General features: G+C 41.3%; 16 protein-coding genes. 6 read left to right on the top strand and 10 right to left on the bottom strand.

The window, feature by feature from the left end; translation table 11 throughout:
• Positions 1-18: 18 nt before the first annotated feature.
• Positions 19-1698, bottom strand: coding sequence for a formate--tetrahydrofolate ligase (locus tag FNH22_RS17195; protein ID WP_143399665.1), 1680 nt, complete (start codon positions 1696-1698; stop codon positions 19-21).
• 60 nt (positions 1699-1758) lie between these two features.
• Between FNH22_RS17195 and FNH22_RS17190 the strand changes: the two genes are divergently transcribed.
• Positions 1759-2490 (top strand): tRNA1(Val) (adenine(37)-N6)-methyltransferase, encoded by a 732-nt coding sequence (locus tag FNH22_RS17190; protein WP_143399664.1) that lies wholly within the window; start codon positions 1759-1761, stop codon positions 2488-2490.
• 10 nt (positions 2491-2500) lie between these two features.
• Here FNH22_RS17190 and FNH22_RS17185 read toward each other — a convergent pair whose 3' ends face one another.
• Positions 2501-3859, bottom strand: a complete 1359-nt coding sequence (locus tag FNH22_RS17185) for a M28 family peptidase (protein ID WP_221420298.1) — start codon at positions 3857-3859, stop codon at positions 2501-2503.
• Positions 3860-3924: 65 nt separating this feature from the next.
• Between FNH22_RS17185 and FNH22_RS17180 the strand changes: the two genes are divergently transcribed.
• The 3 genes from FNH22_RS17180 (at position 3925) to FNH22_RS17170 (ending at position 5198) form a co-directional block, all read left to right on the top strand.
• Positions 3925-4206 carry a GNAT family N-acetyltransferase gene (locus FNH22_RS17180; protein ID WP_143399663.1) on the top strand — a complete coding sequence of 94 codons (282 nt, stop codon included), beginning with the start codon at positions 3925-3927 and terminating at the stop codon, positions 4204-4206.
• A gap of 151 nt (positions 4207-4357) precedes the next feature.
• A complete protein-coding gene (locus FNH22_RS17175; protein WP_143399662.1) occupies positions 4358-4612 on the top strand; it encodes an RNA-binding protein in 255 nt (84 codons plus the stop codon).
• 130 nt (positions 4613-4742) lie between these two features.
• The gene (locus FNH22_RS17170; protein WP_143399661.1) at positions 4743-5198 is read left to right on the top strand and encodes a MarR family winged helix-turn-helix transcriptional regulator; all 456 of its coding nucleotides are present in this window, start codon (positions 4743-4745) and stop codon (positions 5196-5198) included.
• Here the strand turns inward: FNH22_RS17170 and FNH22_RS17165 are convergent.
• From FNH22_RS17165 to FNH22_RS17145, 5 genes are all read right to left on the bottom strand, one after another.
• Positions 5187-7103 carry a tetratricopeptide repeat-containing sensor histidine kinase gene (locus FNH22_RS17165; RefSeq protein ID WP_185154267.1) on the bottom strand — a complete coding sequence of 639 codons (1917 nt, stop codon included), beginning with the start codon at positions 7101-7103 and terminating at the stop codon, positions 5187-5189. The two genes, FNH22_RS17170 and FNH22_RS17165, sit on opposite strands and share 12 nt — an antisense overlap.
• A 10-nt stretch (positions 7104-7113) precedes the next feature.
• Positions 7114-7497, bottom strand: coding sequence for an AidA/PixA family protein (locus tag FNH22_RS17160; RefSeq protein WP_143399659.1), 384 nt, complete (start codon positions 7495-7497; stop codon positions 7114-7116).
• A gap of 133 nt (positions 7498-7630) precedes the next feature.
• Entirely contained in the window at positions 7631-9346 is a 1716-nt protein-coding gene (locus FNH22_RS17155; RefSeq protein ID WP_143399658.1) for a M3 family oligoendopeptidase, read from the bottom strand.
• 94 nt (positions 9347-9440) lie between these two features.
• Positions 9441-10553, bottom strand: coding sequence for a ferredoxin--NADP reductase (locus FNH22_RS17150; RefSeq protein ID WP_143399657.1), 1113 nt, complete (start codon positions 10551-10553; stop codon positions 9441-9443).
• Positions 10554-10559: 6 nt separating this feature from the next.
• Positions 10560-12791 carry a DUF5916 domain-containing protein gene (locus tag FNH22_RS17145; RefSeq protein ID WP_185154266.1) on the bottom strand — a complete coding sequence of 744 codons (2232 nt, stop codon included), beginning with the start codon at positions 12789-12791 and terminating at the stop codon, positions 10560-10562.
• A gap of 110 nt (positions 12792-12901) precedes the next feature.
• Here FNH22_RS17145 and purB point away from each other — a divergent pair, with 110 nt between their 5' ends.
• Positions 12902-14248, top strand: coding sequence for an adenylosuccinate lyase (purB, locus tag FNH22_RS17140; RefSeq protein ID WP_143399655.1), 1347 nt, complete (start codon positions 12902-12904; stop codon positions 14246-14248).
• Between the two features lie 69 nt (positions 14249-14317).
• Here purB and FNH22_RS17135 read toward each other — a convergent pair whose 3' ends face one another.
• Both FNH22_RS17135 and FNH22_RS17130 read right to left on the bottom strand, forming a co-directional pair.
• Positions 14318-14719 carry a hypothetical protein gene (locus FNH22_RS17135; RefSeq protein WP_143399654.1) on the bottom strand — a complete coding sequence of 134 codons (402 nt, stop codon included), beginning with the start codon at positions 14717-14719 and terminating at the stop codon, positions 14318-14320.
• 69 nt (positions 14720-14788) lie between these two features.
• The gene (locus FNH22_RS17130) at positions 14789-15532 is read right to left on the bottom strand and encodes a head GIN domain-containing protein (protein WP_143399653.1); all 744 of its coding nucleotides are present in this window, start codon (positions 15530-15532) and stop codon (positions 14789-14791) included.
• A gap of 92 nt (positions 15533-15624) precedes the next feature.
• On the opposite strand from FNH22_RS17130, the gene FNH22_RS17125 reads away from it, so the two are divergent.
• On the top strand, positions 15625-16212 hold the full coding sequence (locus FNH22_RS17125; RefSeq protein WP_143399652.1) for a hypothetical protein: 588 nt from the start codon (positions 15625-15627) through the stop codon (positions 16210-16212).
• Positions 16213-16339: 127 nt separating this feature from the next.
• On the opposite strand, the gene FNH22_RS17120 is transcribed toward FNH22_RS17125, so the two are convergent.
• Positions 16340-17710, bottom strand: coding sequence for a pyridoxal-phosphate dependent enzyme (locus FNH22_RS17120; RefSeq protein WP_143399651.1), 1371 nt, complete (start codon positions 17708-17710; stop codon positions 16340-16342).
• Positions 17711-17791 lie beyond the last annotated feature (81 nt).

The raw sequence follows: 17791 nt of genomic DNA, 5'->3' as shown, positions 1-17791 counted from the left end.
TGTTTATAGTGATTTTTGTCAGGAAAGTCCTGTAATCCTACCTTCATTATCTATATCCATACCTTCGGCCGCAGGTGTAGCAGGTAGCCCCGGCATACGCAACATGTTACCTGTAATAGGTATCGAAAAACCTGCTCCGGAAGCCACTTCTATCTCACGTACCGTCAAGGTAAAATTCACCGGCCGGCCTAACCATTTAGGATCATCGCTCAATGAATTTTGTGTTTTGGCAATACAAACAGGTTTGTCGTTCAGTCCAATACGTTCAAGTTTTCTGAGATTTTGCTTAGCCCTCGGTAAAAACTCAACATTTCTGGCCCCATAAACCTTTCTTGCTACTGCTTCAATTTTTTCCTTCACCGTCCAGTTCCAATCATAAATCGGTTTGTAGGATCCAGATCCGTTTTCAATAGCCTCTATTACTTCTTCAGCCAGAACGGTGGCCCCGGCTCCACCTTTTTCCCAACCCTCGCAAATAGCTACCTTGACATTCAGTTCTTCACACCTTTCTTTCACTATCCTGATCTCCTCTTCCGAATCTGTTATAAATTTATTGATGGAAACCACCACTGTGAGACCATAGATAGCAATATTTTCAATATGTTTTTCCAGGTTGGCAAGCCCTTTTACCAATGCTACTGTATTGTGTTCTTTTACATCGGCCAGAGACTGTCCTCCATGGTACTTTAGGGCTCTAATGGTAGCAACAAGTACAACCGCCTTCGGGGCAAGCCCGGAATATCCACATTTAATATTCAGAAATTTTTCTGCCCCCAAATCTGCTCCAAAACCAGCTTCAGTCACTACATAATCCGTCAGTGACATACCCATTTTCGTAGCTATCACAGAATTCGTACCCTGGGCAATGTTAGCGAAAGGCCCTCCGTGGATAATAGCTGGATTTCCTTCTAACGTCTGTACCAGGTTAGGTTTGATAGCTTCTTTAAGCAAAGCGGCCATAGCGCCTTCGGCCTTCAGGTCACGCGCAAATATGGCCTGTCCTTCATACGTATCTCCTATGTAAATATTGCCTATTTTTTCTTTCAGATCAGACATACCTTCCGCCAAACAGAGAATGGCCATTACTTCTGAAGCAGCAGTAATATTAAAGCCGGTTTCACGCATCATACCTCCTGGTTTCCCTCCCATACCGGAAACAACGTTACGCAAGGCCCTGTCATTCATATCCATTACCCGCTTCCATTCTACTGTACGCGGATCCAGTCCGAGATTATTCTTTAGGCTTTGAATGTTATTGTCAATCAATGCCGCCAGTAAGTTATTGGCTTTTTCTATAGCGGCAAAGTCACCTGTAAAGTGTAGGTTAATATCTTCCATAGGCACTACCTGTGAATACCCACCGCCTGCCGCTCCACCCTTCACTCCAAACACTGGCCCCAAAGAGGGTTCACGAAGCACCACAGTAGTTTTTTTGCCAATTTTATTCATCCCCTCAGCCAATCCGATAGATGTGGTGGTCTTTCCTTCACCCGCCGGCGTCGGGGTCATGGCAGTTACCAGGATCAGGTTGCTTTTGCTTACCTTCTTCTCATCGATTAGCTTCAGTGGTAGTTTGGCTTTATAATTCCCGTACAACTCCATGTCATTTTCTGCAATACCGAGCTGGTTGCCGATGTCTTTGACAGGTACGAGCTTTGAGGATTGGGCAATGTCCAGATCTGAAGGATACGAGGCCATGGAATTTACGTTTAGGTGCACTCTAAATTAAAAATATAATTCTAATTTGGCGCTCCACTCATGTCGGGAAGAATGCGGGACAAACAGAAGATATTTCACTTCAAGAAGTTCGACGTAAACCATACGGAAAGCGCTATGAAAGTAGGAACTGACGGTGTATTACTAGGGTCATGGGCAGAAAGTGAAAATGTAAACCATATATTGGACATAGGCACGGGCTGTGGGCTTATTGCTCTCATGCTGGCTCAGCGCTTCTCCAAGGCCAAGATCACGGCTATTGATATTGATAAGGCATCGGCCGGGGAAGCAAAACGTAATTTTTCAAACAGTCCCTGGAAGGATCGCCTGAATTCAATCGTCACATCCTTACAGCAGTTCAATGGCGGCCCGGAAAAATTTGATCTGATCGTATCCAATCCACCCTACTTCAACCACGGAACTTCTTCACCAAATACCGCAAGACATTACGCGAGACATATTAAATCATTAAGCCATCCGGAGTTGCTCGGGGCCAGTAGCCGGCTGCTGTCTTCGGAAGGTAAACTATGTGTTATCATTCCTGCTTATAATCAGGATATTTTTATGCGTACCATTCCTCAAAAAGACTTATACGTGCACAAAAGACTCCATTTTTACTCAAGAGCTGATAAACCTTGTGAACGTGTATTGCTTCAAATAAGCAAGAAAAAAGCATCGATTATCAAAGAAGAAGCACTTACTCATTACACAACGGATGGCAGCTGGTCAAACGCATACAAAAGATTGACCCAGGCCTTCCACCCAATGCTTTAAAACGGCCCTATTACCTTCTGATAAGACCTGAAGGGAAGACTACAACACTTTCATTACCATCTTTACCTACAGCCGTCACACCAAAGAGATAATTGTCGATCACAATGCCTTCAAGTGTAAATTGATCCACATTGCCCACATACCTGGAATATTCCCATTGCGCAGAGGTGGTTTCTCTCCAGTATATCTTATAACCTGCCAGTGTTTCACCTTCCTGCTTGTCCCATTTCAATGTAGTAGAAGGCTGTACGGCACCACCAATTTTAACATTTACCGGCTGCGGGGGCGCCCAGGCTATGCCTGCAAGGGTAATAGCATTAACGGCTGTTAACCTTTTAGTATAATCAAAGTTAACACCGGACAATACATCGCCGTATGCTATTCCATTTTCAGTACGCAGGTCCTGATGCTGTCGATTGTAGTTTTCATGTGTCTCCATAATCCTTATCCCTGCAAAACCTTCGTCATTGAACGGGCGATGATGCCCTCCTCTTCCAAAGCGGTCTAACCGGTAGATCAAAGTAGGACGCATTTCCGGCATGTAGGTGGTGGTTTGTTTGTGAACATACCGCGCCAATTGCCTCGAAATACCATCTACCTCTCCTCCATAATACCTTCTTAGCGTACGCTGTCTCTCAGTTTCAATAACAGGAGTCGGTTCAGAAAATATCCTAAAAGACCGATTATCTATCACTCCATCAATACCTTCAATATTACCTATCATGTCATTGTTCAAAACACCTACTATGCCCCATTTTAGGTCCCTAGCGACCTTGGCCATATGCTTACCACCAAAAAGTCCCTGTTCTTCCCCTGATAGTCCTACATAGACGATGCTGGTGGGGAATTTATATTTAGATAAAACACGTGCCGCTTCCATAGCGCCGGCCATTCCTGTTGCATTATCATTCGCACCAGGTGCATCACTTGTTGAGTTGAGCACGTCGGAAACACGGGTGTCAATATCACCTGACATGATGATATAGCGGTCCGGATATAGGCTACCGTGTTGAATGGCCATGACGCTTACTATTTCAGTATCTTTTTTTATTCGCGTTTCCGGATCTCCTTTTACAATATTTCTTAAATATGATACTTCAAGGCAATTGCCACAGTCTTTAGAAATTTGTTCAAACTCCTTTTTGATCCACCTGCGGGCTGCACCGATACCGCGTGTAGTTGATGTGGTATCGGATAATGTATGGCGTGTACCAAAATTAACCAGGGCTTTAATGTCCCTTTCAAGACGCGCCGCAGACACGTCTTCCACAATAGTGTAATGACGTTGATCCGTGGCAGGAGGCACTTGCGCCAGTAGTATTGTCCGGGAAAAAAGATATATTGTGATCGTTAGTAAACTTTTCATCATACATTTAGGTTAAATCAGCTTAAGTTTAAATATGACAACAAAATAACGCATCACACGTCCCGGTCATGGAAATTCTAAACAAAAACGTCGAAAATCGTGGTAAATTCTATATCCTGGATAATGGTACCGAGGTGGCAAAAATGACTTATGTATCAGCCGGGGATACAAAATTCATTATTGACCATACAGAGGTAAGTGAATCGTATAAGGGCAAAAACCTTGGCTTAAAGCTTGTAGAGGCAGCTGTTAATTACGCGCGAACCAATAATCTTAAAATCATACCTTTGTGCCCTTTTGCGCGCAGTGTTTTCGATAAACGGCCGGATTTCGGGGATGTATTGTCTTAGTAAAAAAGTGCATCGTTAGTAATACTCTTTTGGTTCATCTATCTTTAGATTAACATTTGGGTCAACCCGATATAGCATAACTTGTAGTCCTGAATATACATGCTAAATCCCCATGCTCAAATATATTTATTAACCTTATTATCCCTTAAAAATGAATATTTTCGTAGCAAAGCTGAACTTCCGAACTACTCCAGAAACATTACAGGCCTATTTTGAAGAATATGGCGAGGTATCTTCAGCAAAGGTAATTTTCGACAAAGAAACTCAACGATCAAAAGGTTTTGGTTTCGTAGAAATGCCCGATGATCAAGCCGCCCTTACGGCAATTGATCAATTGAATGAAACTGAATTAGACGGAAGAACTATCGTAGTAAAAAAAGCAAAACCAAAAACAGAAAGTATGTAACTTACTACTGTTTTATGCATTGAATAGAAGCGGGCAAAGCCCGCTTTTTTTTTAGCCATTTATCTGGTTGACAGCATATTATTATTCTCTTTCGGGAACATAACGGGACCTGATCCAGTTGTCTTAGAAAATGAAGATCAAAGAGGAAATTAACCGGTTGCCATTTAAAAATGAGACACAAAAAGCGGCCTTAAACATTTTATTTACTTCAAACTGGATCTCGTCTCAATATCAGAAATTTTTTAACCCTTACGGCATTACTTCACAACAGTATCATGTATTGAGTGTCTTAAGGATTACCCATCCCAAAACCATATCTACTTCTGAAATTAAAGCACGTCTGCATGATCGGAATTCTGACGCTTCCAGGATTGTAGATCGCTTAACTTCAAAAGGTTATGTTAAAAAATCTGTTTGTTCAGAAGACCGCAGATTAGTGGATGTGAGTCTGACAGAAAACGGATTTCAATTATTGCATGAAGTGGATAGAAACATAGACATAATGAATGACTTCTCAGGTAACCTGAATGAAAGGGAAGCCCAAACATTAAACGAATTATTGGACAAACTAAGATCAGCCTGCTGATTCCGGATCCTTTCCCGGATCATAAAGAGGTAGCTCTATTATAAAGGTAGTCCCTAACCTTTCTTCACTCTCTACCCGAACAGTACCATGGTTTAACAAGGCAAAATCATACACCAATTGTAATCCTAAGCCAAGTCCTTTTTCACCACTGGTGCCCCAGCTGCGATTATACTTATTCGTTCCAAAAAGTACATCGAGTTTTTCTTTGGAAATTCCCACACCATTATCCGTAACACGAATATCGGCCATGGCCCCGTTGGCCGAAGCTACTACTGACACTTCTCCTTCTTCTTCCGTGAATTTAATGGCGTTATTGATCAGGTTTCTAAGGATCGTTTTGAGGCTATTGACATCCGCCCAAAGCACCAAGTCATCTTCAAATTTCGACGTTAAAGTGATTTTCTTATCCTGGGCCATATGGACAAAAAGACTATGCAAGTCATCAAAAAAAACGGTACTGAGGCTCACCTGCTCAGGAGTATAAGGAATAGCCCCTTGTTGAGTAACCGCCCAGTCCAGCAGATTATCCAGAAGAACAGACATTTGATCTACCGACTTATCAAAGTGTTCATTAATATCAGCAAGGCCGTCCATGTCCTTTTCCTCAATAAACAGTTTTATCAGGTTAGAAACCCCCTTAAATGCACTTACGGGGCCACGAAGGTCATGAGAAATGATAGAGAAAAAACGGTCTTTTGTATCGTTAAGGTCTTCCAGTTGGTCACGCTGGGCAGCTATTTCTTCTTTCTGCTCGCTAAGCAGAAGGTTGGTGGCTTGTTTCTGTCTATTGTTTTTGTACAGAACAAAAGCCAATAAAACTACTAACAGCAATACCACTATCAGTGAGATCCCTACGATCTGTTGTGAGCGCTTTTGTTCTTCCAGCAGGTCCACTTCTACCTGTTTTTGTGATACTTCATATTCCGTACGAAGGTCCGCCATTTGGCGGATGGTTTCCTCATTATTTATACTATCACGATAGGCAAGGTATTTACTCTGATAGGTATAAGCTTGCTCATAGTTTCCTGCTTCCTGATACAATTCTGATAGTTTTAAACTGGCGTCACGTGTTTGTTCCTTGAGGCCCAACTCTATCGACACATCATAACTTCTCTGGGCATATTTCAAAGCACGTTGGAAATCTCCTTTCTCTCGATAGATATCGGCCATGTAGGTGTCATAAACGGCTATAGGATATCTGTCACCTAGTTTTTCCAGGATAAGTGTAGCTTCTTTAATGTTTTTTTCAGCTTCTGCATGTCTGCCTTGTTCGGCATATACCAAACCTATGTTACCTAAACTGTAAGCAATACCTATCTCATAATCTACTTGGGCATACAATACCTGAGATTCTTCAAAATAGAGTAGCGCCGTATCTAACTGAGAAGACTCCCGATAAAGATCTCCTGTATTCAATAAGCTGGAAGCCAGCCTAAGCGTATCATTTTCCCGGCGAAAGATATCAATAGCTTGATTATAATATCGAAAGGAAGTTTGTTGATTTCCCTGTACTCTATAAACACCTGCTATGGCATTTTGAGCTCCGGCAACGCCAATCATGTAATTAGCACGTTGTGCAAAATCTAAACTTTGAAAGTAGCAAAATAATGATTGCTCAAGATCTCCTTTAAGTTTGTACGCATGCCCTTTCTCAATAAAGCCTCTATGTAACCATAGGTGATTCGAATCAGCTTCGGCAAATTCAACGAGTAATGTAGAATATTTTAACGCTGAGTCAGGATTAGTATGATAAAAAGCTATTTCATGAAGCACTGTCATTTTCAGTGAATCACTATCGGTTAATTTAGCATATAAATTAACCAAGCTATCTGCTATGTTTTGATCCTGCGCTTGTAAATAAGAACTGAAAAATAAAAAGCCTATCAGAAAATAGGCTTTGTACATTTTAATCATTCTATGTTTTAATCTTTATCTCCGGATCCCAGCTATATTTCTGACTACCACCATTGATTTTAAAACGAAAAGTATAACTCTCTGTTGTATCAGCCGGAAAATTACCTACTGTCCCAGACCATGAACCATCACTGGTGTTTTTAGTAGGCGCAGGGCTAAATACCTGACCACTGTTATCTACAAATTCTGATAAATCAATGGTATCAGATTGATTAATGGAAGTTGCTCGCCAAATGATTTTGTCACCGGGACTTGCATTAATATGTAATTCAGAAGTACCTTCTCCGGTATCATCTCCGGGATTATCATCCTCCATGTAAACCGTAGTAGTACCAGCTAATGTAGTTTTTGTGTCTACAACAATTAAAACATTGATGTCTGCCATAGTTAAGTTGTTTTTTAAAAGTGTAAATGCGTTGAGTTAAATAACATCAATAATACACTTAAACTTTACAACCACACCTTAAAATTGGTACAAGAAGATGCAAATGACAGATTTCGATCATTTTTCAATTAATTTAAACCTTTTTGAGTTCTGTTTGCACGAACTGCATAAGCTCACGGATATAGCTTTTACTGAAATCAAACTTAATATTGGCAGCAGCATAAACTTCCGGTATGGACTGTGTATAGCCCAATTTTAGAGCATTCATATATCCTGCCAACCCTTGCTCCCGGTTGTCTTTGTAATTCTTCCAAACGGCTACCGCACCTAGCTGGGCCATACCATATTCTATATAGTAGAAAGGCACTTCATACAGGTGCAATTGTTTTTGCCATAGGTGGTCTTTATTCTCCTTAAGGTTATTCCAGTCTGTGATATCATCTGAAAATTCGTCAAATATCGTATTCCATTTCACCACTCTTTCCTCTTCGGTATGTGACGGATTTTCGTAGATCCAGTGCTGGAACTTATCGATCGTAGCTACCCATGGTAGTGTCTCTATGATCTGCTCCAAGTGCTCTTTTTTGGCACGTTTCAGATCTTCTTCATTGGCAAAAAACACATCCCAGTGGTCCATGGAGATGAGTTCCATACTCATGGAGGCCAATTCCGCTACTTCAGAAGGGGTATGTTTGAATTCGGTAAGCTCCAGGTCACGTGTTAGAAAAGAATGCACCGCATGGCCGCCTTCATGCAAAATAGTGATCATATCCCTATGGGTAGAGGTAGCATTCATAAAGATAAAAGGAACACCGATTTCCGACAACGGGTAATTATATCCCCCCGGGGCCTTTCCCTTCCTGGATACCAGGTCAAGGTGTCCCATTTCCTTCATAATACTTAAGCATTGACCTAAGAAAGGATCAAGCCTTTTAAAACACTCAATGGTCTTTTCTGTCAGGTCATCACCCCCTTCAAAAGGTTTTAGCGCTTCACGCCCTTTCGGGTCTACTGCTTTATCCCACGGGCGAAGGTGATCTAGCTTTAGCGCAGACTTACGCTCTTTTGCGAGGTCATTAAGCATAGGTACCACTTCCGTCTGCACAGAATCATGGAATGCAAAACAATCTTCAGCTGTGTAGTCAAACCTCCCCATAGACCTGAACATATAATCGCGAAAGTTATCGAAACCTGCATTTTTAGCTACTTGTGTTCTCAAACCGATCAGTGTATTGAATAAACCATCCAGAGATTCTTTATCTTCTAGCCTTCTTTTGGCCACACTGTGATACACGGCCTCTCGTTTGTTTCTGTCCGTAGATTGCAGGAAAACCGCAGCTTGCTGCAATGTCATTTCTTTACCCTCCACTTCCACCGTCATAGCGCCATTGATCTGTCCGTACTTTTGGGTTTCAGTCTGTATCTCAGTAAACACCGGGATATTCTCTTTCCTGAATATTTCTATATCCTTACGCATTTCACGCACGAGAATATGGTAACCTTCCTTTTGTTCAAGCGCTGATAAAAACTCACTACCAGCAGCTTTTTTATTTAAACTATCCGAATAAGGAGCAATTTCAGGTTGGATCTTAGTGACAAAGAATTTATAAGCATCGCTGTATTTCTCATTATCCGTATACCGGGTCATATTGATGTATCTCCACCCTAAATCCTCAGAGATAACTGCACTGAGCTCACTTTTATCTTTGAACCATTGCTCAAGTTGGTCCATCGAACCGATCTCTCTTTCCAGAAGGTCCTCAAAATAAGGTTTCATTCCCTCCCAGGTTTCAATGCGAAAGTCTTCAGGTAAAAAAGTTCTTGGTTTTCTTTTTATGGTGTTTGTCATCTGGTTGTTTGTTGCTGGGTTCTGGGTTCTGGTTGCTAGGTTATGGTTGCTGGTTACTGGCTTTTGGATGTTAGTTACCGGCAGTCAAATGATTTTAGCCGATTTCTATAACTACATCATCGGTTAACGGATGGCCGACACAGGTTAGTACATACCCTTCGGCTGTCTCTTCCTCGGAGAGACCTTCTTCTTCATCCAATTTCACCTTTCCCGAAATACATTTGCCACGGCAAGCGGTACATAAGCCACTTTGGCAAGAGTACGGCAGGTCTATGCCCTGATCCAATGCCGTTTCTAAAATGGTACTGGAAGGCTCCACCTCAAATTTATGCTCTTCTCCATCATAGATCACGATCACTTCTCGTGTAATGATCTTGCTGCCCGGGTCACTTTGTTGTGCGCCGTCAGTATTGGTACTCGCGACAAAACTTTCTTTTAATAATTGCTCTTTACTTATATTTTGATCTGCAAGGAAAGACTCAACGGTACGCATCATGCCTTCCGGGCCACATAAAAGGTAGGTGGTATCTGAGTGTTCCGGCAGGACATCAAAAATTTTCGTCAGTATCTCCTGATCTAACAGGCCTGCATATCCCTTCCAATCGTCAGGCGCTACATCCAGCACGTGTATCAAAACAAGGCGACCTTGATAGCCTTCAGCAAGTCGTTCAAGTGTTTCTTTGAAAATGATGCTCTCACTATTGCGATTGGCATAAATCAGGGTAATGACACTGTGCGACTCCTGATCCAGGGTGGATTTTATAATAGACAGCATAGGTGTAATACCACTGCCTCCTGCAAACATCACCAGGTGCTTGTCATTGTTCTGATCATAATCTACGGTAAACGCTCCCATGGGCTCCATTATTTTCATGGTATCCCCTACTTTGAGGTTATTTGCCAACCAGTTAGACATCACTCCATTTTCTACACGTTTAACGGCTACTGCCAAATGCTGCTCAGTGTATGGCGAAGAACACAATGAATATGCTCTCCTTACTTCCTTGCCATCTATGGTATTTATCAATGTAAGAAACTGGCCTGATTTGTATAATATTGGCGTATTCGGTTGCTCAAATACAATGGATATTGCATCCTGCGTCTCCCGAACAATATCAATTACCTTCAAATCAAAATACTGTGTGGTGTTGGACTTTTTAGCGGACTCTTCTTTGCTCTTGCTCTTTTTAAAAAAACTAAATGCCATTGAATTTCATAAGTTTAACCAGGAGGTAAGTTTAAATACGATCGCTCTGCTTTTCGCACTAAAGCTCTCCGGAAAATAATTATCTGTGTATACAATAAATAAATCTGAAACAGGGCGATAGCGCCATTGAAACCGTGCATTCATATTAACATTGTCGGCCTGTTCGTTATATTGTACAAATGTAGTAAGGAATAGTTTATCCGTGAAAGTTAAATCAACTCTTGGGCTGATAAGCCAGAAGTCTGCCTGTCCGAATTCACCTGGCAGATCGAGGCTGTTAAACTCTGCATCCAGCGCTACATTCAGGTAAGGCTGATAACGGTAGTTCATACCTCCTGATACATTCACCCTGTTTCCATTGAAAAAACCTCCGAACCGCATTTCACCGGAAGCCCAAAACAGCTTCCTGCGGTCTGTGTTGAATTCCAGTTCTAATGATCTCCAGCTATAGGAAGTTCTGTTTACCAGCACATAGTCATCCAAGGGTTCAAAATCATCCAATAACTTACGAAATATCTCATTGTATGAGAGTTCCAAATTTGCCGTGTTATTAAACTGAAACTGATAGCCAAGTTCATATTCACTATCCGTTTTTTCAAAATCAAGATCCGTGAATAGCGTAAACTCCACGTATGGCCCGTGATTATTAATATTACTACCGACAGGATAAAAGCTGTACCCATTAAAATTAGTGACACGAAAAACATTTTTCCGCTGCACGAAACCTGCTTCGGCATTATAATCTTCCCCAACTGCATAGGCTAATATTGTGCTCTCAAAACGTGTACTTTGATAACTCAAAAGGCCTCCTCCTGAAAATGTATCATCTTTTTTCTCTTCGTCAAAAGAGTTATGAAAATAAAAATCTCCGGTCCATCGCCCATCCGGACTGATCAGGTTATAATCTACCCCCAACACACGATTATATTTAGTGGTAGAAATGGTTGAATCACCGTCATCATAATTCAATGCCTGCCGATTAACGGCAATCACACCTACGTTAGAACGATCGAAAACCTGGCGTTGCAATACCCCCACCGTATAGTTTTGTGCTAAAAGCCGATAGGAATTAGCTATTTCGTCCACACCCGTCAGTAACGCGCCGTTTTCTTTCCGCGTTTGCATATTCAAAAGCCCAACACGCCATTTCTGACCTATTTTACCACTGAGTCTGGCGCCGTAGAGAATAGGCACTTGAAGGGCATTATCGGCGGTATCCTTTGCTATTCCAACCCTTCTGCTGAAAAAGGGGCGTGTATTGCGTAACCCTCCCTGTCCAAACAGGTCTTGGTTTTCCAGGAAAAATTGTCTTCGTTCCGGGAAAAATATTTCAAAGCGCTGTAGGTTAGTCACTTGCCTATCCACTTCCACCTGTGAAAAATCAGGGTTGACCGTCAGGTCAAGGTTGAGAGAAGAAGTAACCCCTACTTTGGCATCAAACCCGGCATCAAAAGTGCTTTTTGTAGAGGTATCTTCTTCGAAATCTTTACTTACACCGGAGGTTATAAAAGGAATCAAAACAACATTTGTCCCTGCTTTTGGCAAAGGTGCATCAAAGGTCAGCCTGCCGGCAAAAACAAAGTCAGAGGGCCCGAACCCCTGTGGTACGACAGTCCAGCCGGACCGTTCATTCAGTTTAAGATTATTTCTAAGGAAAACGATATTCCACTGGTCATTTTGATCATCGTATCGCAATGTTTTGAACGGAATAGCCATTTCGAATTCCCAGCGGTCTTTATATCTTTCTACCGCTGAAAACCATTTGTTATCCCAATCGGGACGTACTTCTCCTCCCTCAATGACCAGTCCTTCCCGCTGCACACCAAAAGGAGTAAGCCCAAATGTGAACCCATTGGTATAATCATTATAAGGATCAATGTAAATACTGATGTTTTCATTGAGTCGCCAGATAAAATCACGTCTTAGTGAAGCGACAATATCTTCTTCATCCGTAGCTTCGTAACAGACACCACCTATGTACAGGTTCTGTTCATCAAAACTGATCATGATGCGTGTCTGTGCCCGGGCTGCTATTGAATCTTGTGGGAAGTTCTGCACAAAATCTTGTGCTGCCTGAGCACTTTGCCAAACATCTTCCAGTAATTTACCATCGAGCTGCAGAGGTTTAAAAACTTTATTGGCAACCAGTCGATATTTTTCAGCATATTGTTGTGCTTGCACACTGACGGAAAAACACGTCAGACTTAGCAAAACCACTGTAAACCAACCTTTCCTCATTATGATTACAAAACTAAATAATGGAAAAACCATTGTGCATCTATATATTAAGATTTACATGAACGGAATTATTTGCTACTTTTGTGCGCTTTGAAATCAAAGCCTATTTCATGATCCTCAATGCGCTCACTGCCACCTCTCCAATAGATGGACGATACCGAAAACAGACGGAAGCTCTTTCCGGCTATTTGTCAGAATTTGGGCTGATAAAATATAGAGTCAGAGTAGAAATCGAGTATTTCATTGCTTTATGTGAGGTACCTCTACCTCAGCTCAAGAGCTTTTCGCACGAACATTTTACCGCATTGAGGAATATTTATGAGAATTTTGAGGAAAAGGACGCTGAGCGAATAAAAGAAATTGAGAAAACCACGAACCATGATGTCAAAGCGGTCGAGTACTTTCTAAAGGAAAAGTTTGAGGTACTGGGCCTTGAGGAAACGATGGAGTTTATCCATTTTGGGCTTACATCACAAGACATTAACAACACGGCCATACCTCTTTCGCTTAAAGAAGCTCTAACCGGTGAAGTCTTTCCTTTACTGGAAGAGGTTAGTTCTATGATCAATGGTTTTGCTGAACAGTGGAGTATTGTCCCTATGCTTGCCAAAACACATGGCCAGCCGGCCTCACCTACTACTCTTGGTAAGGAAATAAAGGTCTTTCATAAACGAGTGGCGAATCAGGTTGCATTGCTAAGGTACATTCCTCATGCTGCAAAATTCGGAGGAGCCACCGGTAATTTCAATGCACATCATGTGGCTTATCCGGATGTAAACTGGATTGAATTTGGCAATTCATTTATAGAAAAATCCCTGGGGCTTACCAGAAGCCATCCTACAACACAAATCGAACATTACGACCACCTTGCTGCATTGTTTGACAATCTAAAACGAATCAATACTATCTTAATAGATTTTAGTCGTGATGTATGGCAGTACGTTTCGATGAACTATTTTAAACAAAAGATCAAAGCCGGAGAAGTCGGTTCATCTGCGATGCCACATAAGGTCAACCCTATCGATTTTGAAAATGCCGAAGGCAACCTGGGGATTGCCAATGCTGTTTTTGAACATTTAGCTGCAAAGCTACCGATATCAAGACTCCAAAGAGACCTGACAGACTCCACCGTATTAAGAAATGTAGGTGTGCCACTGGCTCATATGTTGATCTCATTACGATCTCTTAAAAAAGGACTCCATAAATTGGAGCTCAACCCGATAGCTATAGAAAACGATTTAAATGAAAACTGGGCCGTTGTAGCTGAAGCACTCCAGACCATTTTACGCCGTGAAGGGTATCCTAAACCTTATGAAGCGTTAAAAGATCTTACCCGCAAAAACGAGCAAATCACAAAGGATAGTATACAAAGGTTTATTGATTCACTTAACGTTAGCGATACCTTAAAGGCAGAGTTAAAAAAAATCACTCCATTTAATTATACCGGGGTCTCCTGAATGTTGATATGATCCCTTAAGTGTAGTTGCCTGTACACCAGGACCTGCTTTCCCCGTGATGCTACCCCACTACCCTATATAATCTCCTGTTTCTCTGCGGCATTCTTTTGTCTTTTTCTTGAGCTTAAATTTCCAAAAAGGGCCATTTCGGAATAAGATGCGAATTTTTGCTCCCAGGTTATGAAGTAGCCGGTTGGTTTCTGATTTATAGCCAGTCTGCCCCTTAACCTGTATAAGGTATACAAAGCCCATAGAATAGGTCAATTCATCTACACACTTATTGCCCATATAAAGACCTTTTGCGGTAGGTTTTACCCAATGAATGATATCACGTTGACGATGATCTTTGTCTCTCGGTTTGTACTTGGGTTTAGAGGTAGTAGTTGGTGTATCGCCAAACTCCAGCTTTTCCTGGGCAAAAAGGTTTGACGAAATTATTCCAACCAAAACAATCAAGACTATCAACCTCATGTCACTAATTTAACTAAAAATTATGCGTTGAGGTCAACACTTCTAAATCAACTGTGAATGAAGGTGTTATCAGTTCACATTCTCGACTTTCCCTGAACCCACTACCTTAACATCTATCAGTGAAGGTGTCCCTTTATACTTTATCCTTCCGCTGCCGCTAATGGAGCCCCTCAAGTCGTCCGAAACGAATATATCAGTATCTCCCGAACCTGCTATCGTCACCTCATAGTCATTGACAATCAGTCCAAAGGCCCTGTAATCACCGGACCCTGCTATAGAAATGTCAACGTTATCCGCCTCTCCGGACAGTGTTACATCACCGCTACCGGATATGGAATGGTCTAATCGCTGCACATCCAGTATAGCATCAATACTTCCGGAACCGCTCAGGTTTATGATCAACTCGTTTGTTTCCCATGTGTTAGTACCCTTAATGTCAGCACTACCTGAATTAAATAGGCCCCTGAGTTCAAAAAGAGAAAGGTCTACGGTGATATCACCGTCATTGATACACCTTGATGACTCGATGATCAACTCTCCTCCCCTGGTATATATACTTACATGATCCAACACATTACGTCTGCCTTGAACAGTCAAACGGTGGTTACTCACCCCGGTAGTTATGTTAATATCAGCGTCAATTGAGTTAGAAACCTTGGTGAATTCACCAAAGTTATAGTTATCTGTTTTGACAGACCCACGACCATCAATACAGTTATTATGACCGTCATCATCAAGATCTATATAGCACGACGAAGTACCTAAAAGGAATAAAAGAGATAGTAGCGTAGTTATTGAGTTAAGTTTATTCATAGTTAATGAGTTTTTTTCCAAAGACTTAACGTAACTAAGAAGGTTTCCAAATTTTCAAACAAATCCTATAGGTTTAGTTAATTTTACTCATTATGGAAAATGATCAATACGAGCAATACATCGAAATGCCGGAAAAATTTCATTCCTTTTCTACAGGTACCCTCTTTGACAGATGTATAGAGTGTGATAAATATCTGTTGGATGCCGATACCGAATATTATATTGAAAAGGCGATAAAACGTTATGATGGATTTAGTGCACAGGATGTAATCTTTGAATACGCCATATGTATAGATTGCGTAGAGCGAATCAGAAAAGAGATGTCAGAAGAATCGCTGAAAAAGATTGAAGACTTTTTCGTTCACAACATGGATATGGAAAGACGTATGAACCTTGTCAATACTAACCCTGGAAACCCTGATGTCTGGACCAGTGAATGTCTCATAAAGGGGACAAAGGTTAACCAACTCCGGGAATTTCAGCTTTATGCACATTGTAAAGGCGAAAAGCTGGATATGCGTGAATCACCCTACCTGCTAGGAAATGAAGCTCTCGACGAAATACAGCACTTACTCTCACAAAAAACATTGGATGAGCTAAACGGCTTCAGGGACAGGAATTTCGGCCCTCCTCCGGAATTAGAGGAAACATTACCCTATCGAAGAGTATTGCTTGTCTGATACATTTGATTTAAAATGGTATGAAATATAAAACCCTGCCAGGTAAATACTAGCAGGGTCCCATCCAAAACTTAAATAGATTATTAAATTATTAACCGTAATACCTAAATAACATTTGACAATTTATTTAGTTTGTCATAGCCAGTAAAATATCATGCTGTGTAATAATATGCACCTCAAGGGCCTCGTCTCTTACCAGTACTGCTTTATTATCTCTATTGATCATCGATGATAGTACATCCAGGGTATTATCCAATCCTACGAATGGAATAGGTTGGTCCATTATTTCCTGTATTTTCTTTTCTGTGATATCCGGTTGTTCTATAAGTTTTTCCAATAGCTTGGAAGTACTTACGCTTCCTACGAATTGATTTCCATTCGTAATGGGTACCTGATCAATACCTTGCTTGTTTAACATTTTCACTACCTCTCCTACTTTTGCATCCTGATCTACAGTAAAAAGCTTGTCTGCCCCATTTTTATGTAGAATGATATCATTGGCCGTAGCAAAATCCCTGGACTCGATGAACCCATGGTCTTTCATCCAGTTGTCATTATATATTTTACCTAAATACCGGGTGCCGTGATCCGGAAGAATAATCACCATTACATCATCTTCTTTCAGATTTTCACGCGCATATTCCAGAGCACCATGCACAGCAGACCCACAGGACCAGCCAATAAAAAGGCCTTCATGCCGGGCTAGTTTTCTCGTGGTTATGGCCCCATCTTTATCCGTTACTTTGACAAAATGATCTATAAGAGAAAAGTCCACATTCTTTGGCAGGATATCTTCACCAATACCCTCCGTCAGGTAAGGATAAACTTCGTTTTCATCAAACTGACCAGTCTCTTTATACTTCTTAAACACTGAACCATACGTATCAATACCCACCGTTACGACGTCCGGGTTTTGCTCTTTAAGGTATTTGGCTGTGCCGCACATAGAACCACCCGTACCAACTCCTGCAGCATAATGGGTTATTTTACCTTCTGTTTGTTCCCATATCTCAGGGCCAGTGGTCTCATAGTGTGCTTTAGCATTAGATAAGTTGTCGTATTGATTAGGATAAAAAGAGTTGGGTGTTTCCTTATTAAGCTTTTGTGCTATAGAATAATAGCTACGTGGATCATCAGGAGATACATTGGTAGGACAGACAATTACTTCTGCACCCATAGCACGTAAAATATCTATTTTTTCCTGTGATTGTTTATCTGCCAATGTAAAAACACACTTATAACCTTTAGCAATTGCCACTAATGCCAGCCCCATACCCGTATTGCCTGAAGTGCCTTCTATGATAGTACCACCGGGTTTCAATATGCCGGCTGCTTCTGCATCTTCTATCATTTTCAGCGCCATACGATCTTTCATAGAATTACCCGGATTGAAGTATTCTACCTTCACCAGCACGGTCCCTTTTATGCCTTTTGAAAGGTTGTTAAGCTTTACCAAAGGAGTATTTCCAATGGCCTCAATTATAGAATTGTAATACATGATCCATGTTTTATTTTAATCTGTAAAGCTAGTAAGATGCTTTGTTAAATGACAGCGACAGGCCCCTAAAAAAATGTCAGC

The organism is Fulvivirga sp. M361 (genome assembly GCF_007097395.1).
Classification (GTDB): Bacteria; Bacteroidota; Bacteroidia; order Cytophagales; family Cyclobacteriaceae; genus Fulvivirga.
This window is presented reverse-complemented; position numbering and strand designations above follow the sequence as displayed.